Origin of the sequence: Anaerobiospirillum sp. NML120511 (assembly GCF_023050955.1) — a bacterium.
Lineage (GTDB): Bacteria > Pseudomonadota > Gammaproteobacteria > Enterobacterales > Succinivibrionaceae > Anaerobiospirillum.
This window is the reverse complement of record NZ_JALKIK010000083.1, coordinates 1-3,831: the sequence shown is the minus strand read 5'-3', so window position 1 is coordinate 3,831 and position 3,831 is coordinate 1. Positions and strand designations below refer to the sequence as shown.

Below are 3,831 nucleotides of genomic sequence, written 5' to 3'. Positions count from 1 at the left end.
GCACTTTATGATATTTATACTTTGTCATAAACTCATACCTAAAGTCAGATCAGTGGCAAACTATATGAAAAAGTCTTTAATAATCGACTTGATAGCTAAATGGGAGGACGGTCAAAGTCGTGGACTTGGCAAAGGGGAGCGTAACAGCTATTTACCATGGATCAATATTAGAACTTTTCATTCAGAGACATCTCGGTACAGGGTTCCGTCCAGTAAGCTGAACAGGACTGTCCACTTGATGTCCAGTGGAGAGTTAAATGTATTTCAATATTTGGAATGGCAGGACAATGTATACGACATAAAGGAGCAGTACCCGCTGGACCCTCACCTGACATGTGAAATTGCCAGAAATATGGGAATTCTTCATCCTGGGTACTGCAATGGAGGAATGGTTATGACCTCCGATTTTCTGGTCAGTATGAGGACGAAAAATGGCAATTTAGAAGATTTTGCAATCCAGGTTAAGTACTCAGATAAAGATATTGATAGGCGGACACTGGAAAAGATCCGCATCGAGAAAGGGTATTGGGATGCCAAAGGAGTTACATTTCAGCTGATATACTCAAGCACTATGAGTTCTGTACTTATCAAAAATCTTAACTGCTTGTACAGAATGAGGCAGGAGATTTACCCTGAAGAGGATTTATTAAAACTTTTCAATGTTTTCGGTAAACTCAGGGAAGCTCTCTATGATGTTATGGTTTCTGCATTACCAGATACCCATTACATAGAAGTACCTTCTGGCGCACGTTACACCATACGTGAGGGTATACAGATTCTGTGTGCAAAGAAGTTTTTAAAGTTCCCAGTCAATCTAAAGCTGCTTAATGACTGCATGCTGGGCGAAGTTGAGGAGAGTCAAGTTGATGTTTAATAAGAACGAAGTTCTGTCAATCGACAGTGTCTCTCATCGAGTCCTTTACTCCGATACTGACAGTACTGCTCTTTATCCAATATCTGGTAATAAGCAAAGTAAAATTACCTACAAGGTTGTTGATACTAAAGAGCTTGAGAGACAGCTGAGATGCGGTGCAGTAAGAGTCGTAGAAGATCCTTATGAGCAGCTGAGAAACATGTCTATCAGTGAGAGTAAGGCTGTTGAGGAAAATTTTTGTCTTATTTCGTCAATTGTTTCTAACAATGAAGTCTTATACTCTCGTAAAGCTCTTACTGTTGCGCTTAACGAAGCATCCAATGGCAGCAGGAGCATGCTGCGTAAACTGTACAGGCTTATTGCCAGATGGTTTCAAAGAGGCCAATGTAAGGCGGCTCTCATCCCTGATTATCGTGCTGTAGGTCATTCACCAAGAACTTTTTCTGCTAACCCTGGCAGAAAAACTGGCATTGATAAACCTTTATTTGATAAGTCTCTAAAGACTTTAATGACAGCCACTATCAAGGACTATGTTCTGACACAGAATGGCGTATCTTTAAGAAAGGCTTATTCATTTCTCATTGCTCGCTATTCAGATAAGTATCCTGAATCGCCTGTTCCAACATTCGGACAGTTTTCTTCATTCTATTATCGAACCTATAACAGAAGAGATCGGAACCAGCTGAAGCATTCTCCGATTGTATTCAACAAGGATATTTTAGCCAAGCAGGGGTCTGTATATGAAGCAAGCTCAGGCCCAGGTGACGTTTACGAGGTTGATTCTACTCCGGATAATGTTTATCTTTGCTCCTCATTAGATCCTGCCCTTCCAGTAGGACGACCTGTACTGTATTCAGTTACGGATCGTTTTACAGGTCTGATTGTTGGCATACATGTATCTTTAGAGAACGCACAGTATAAAAGTGCTGCTGAAGCGCTGTACTGTGCAATTTCTGATAAGAGCCAGTACTTTAAGGAAAACTTTGATATCCATATTTCTTTTGACTGGCCATCCTTTGGTATTCCTAACTGTATATGTGCAGACAATGCTGAGCTTGAGGGCAGCAGAATAGAGCTTTTTGCGCGTAACCATGGGGTAACGGTCATTAACTCTGCCCCATATCGCGCAGATCATAAGGGCACTGTTGAGTCTTCAATCGGTATGATTCAAAGTGAGCTCCGTTTTATGCTCAAGCAATCAACCGTATGTGAAATTAGTCAGAAAAAAGCAGGCGCTGTTGATAACCGAACAAAAGGCGTGCTTACTCTCAATGACTACAGACGAATGGTTCTTCTTGCCGTAAACACTGTTAATGCACGTATTAAGAGCAAGATGCCTAATGACTATCCTGTATCACAGGATTGCAGCCCTGTAGCTCTCTGGAGCTGGGGGTGCGCAAATCGCCCTGCATTTTTGAAGAGTAACTTCAATCAGGAGTCCTTGAGGTTAAGCCTTCTTCCTCAAAAGAACGCAAGTGTTTCAAGAGAGGGAATCAAGTGTAATGGCATAATGTATACCTGTAAGCAGCTTGAGAATGAAGGCTGGTTTGATCGTGACAGTAACTCCAAGCGTCCTTACCATCCGGTTATGGCCATAGATAACGGCAATGTTGGCAATGCATGGATTTATCCTGACCCGGAAAAACATCCGTCTACCTACTTTCAGTGCAGACTTAAGCAGGAGAGCGCCTACTTAAATGGATGTTGCCTGTTTGAAGCTGAAAAGCTTCAAAAGTGCAGAAATGACGCCAAATCCCGAACCAGGCAGAAGCAGGATCATATTAGATCCTCCAACTACAAAAAGATGCAGGATATAGTCAGTAGTGCACGCTCCAGAAACGGTACAGACTCAACTGAGCTGAGTGAAAAAGATAAACTGGCTCTTCTCAAAATCATAAGAGATGAAGAGCAAAATCATGACAGTAGATCCCGCTCTTTTAACAAGCCAAACTCTAAAAATATTGAGGATTATGATAATAAAAATTCATCATCATCTAACAGTGCTACAGAGGAGAGTTCTTGGTGTATCTTTGATCTGTACTCTGATATTTTTAGCAGCAGGGAGTCCTAAAATTGAGTCATGCCGATAATCCTGGATTTGTGTATGCCAAGCTTTCCAGACAGGATAATCCTTTCTTCAGGGGAAATGTGCTGATCGAGGCTCTTCCAGATTATGACAGCTGTAGTAGTCTAGACATACTAAAAGAGCTCAATCGAAAAAATCCTAAAAGCTCAAAGGATATGAAGTCGATTGAGGCAAGAACATCTTTTTTGCAGATATGTCTTAGAAATGTGTTCATTCCTACCCACCGCCATATCGCTCTCATGCGTACCGTTGATGACCTGCTGCGTTATGGGTACTTTAGTCAGAGGGGAAGACATGTTATTGAAGTAAAGTCTGATACCGGCGCAGATGGGGCGACTATACAATGTCTTTCTGAGAGCGAACTTTACGTTGAAAGAGGGGTACAAAAGTATCCAGAGTATAGAGACCACTCAGATGAGGCTTTTTGCAGCACTACTCCTTCGGTATGTCTGATTGGATGGTCTGGTATTGGTAAAACTTCAAGTATTAACCATGTAATACAGCTTTATCCTCAGGTGATATTACATCGTAAATCTATTCTGAACGATGAGTTCACGCAGCTGGTATGGCTTAAGGTAGAATGCCCATCAAAAACACGCCCAAAAGCAGTATGCTCCGCTATTCTTGGAGCCATAGATGAGGCACTGGGAACATCATATAAGTCCAAAATTACTCAGCCAATGAGTCAGGAGCGAGCTAGAGCCATTACAACAGATGCCCTTAAAAGCTACTTTGTTGGCGTTCTTATTATTGATGAAATACAGAATATCTCTGACCAGCGAAATAATGAGACATTTTTTAACTTCATCGTTGAGCTTACGAATACTGTTAAGGCTTCATTAATCTTTATCGGCACCCCTAAGGTTAAAAA

3 protein-coding genes are annotated in these 3,831 nt (G+C 41.5%); all 3 read left to right on the top strand.

What is annotated here, in order from left to right; all coding sequences use genetic code 11:
• Positions 1-874: TnsA endonuclease N-terminal domain-containing protein (locus MXE39_RS12630; RefSeq protein ID WP_246979087.1), on the top strand; the 874-nt coding region annotated here is incomplete at its 5' end.
• Positions 867-2,945, top strand: coding sequence for a transposase family protein (locus MXE39_RS12625; RefSeq protein ID WP_247074197.1), 2,079 nt, complete (start codon positions 867-869; stop codon positions 2,943-2,945). The genes MXE39_RS12630 and MXE39_RS12625, both read left to right, overlap by 8 nt.
• Before the next feature lie 2 nt (positions 2,946-2,947).
• Positions 2,948-3,831, top strand: an 884-nt coding sequence (locus MXE39_RS12620) for an ATP-binding protein (RefSeq protein ID WP_246979074.1), incomplete at its 3' end; no start/stop codon positions are given.

Bases quoted from the DNA above. Each gene is read 5' to 3' on its own strand.
- MXE39_RS12625 (WP_247074197.1), top strand. From the start codon at position 867: ATGTTTAATAAGAACGAAGTTCTGTCAATCGACAGTGTCTCTCATCGA.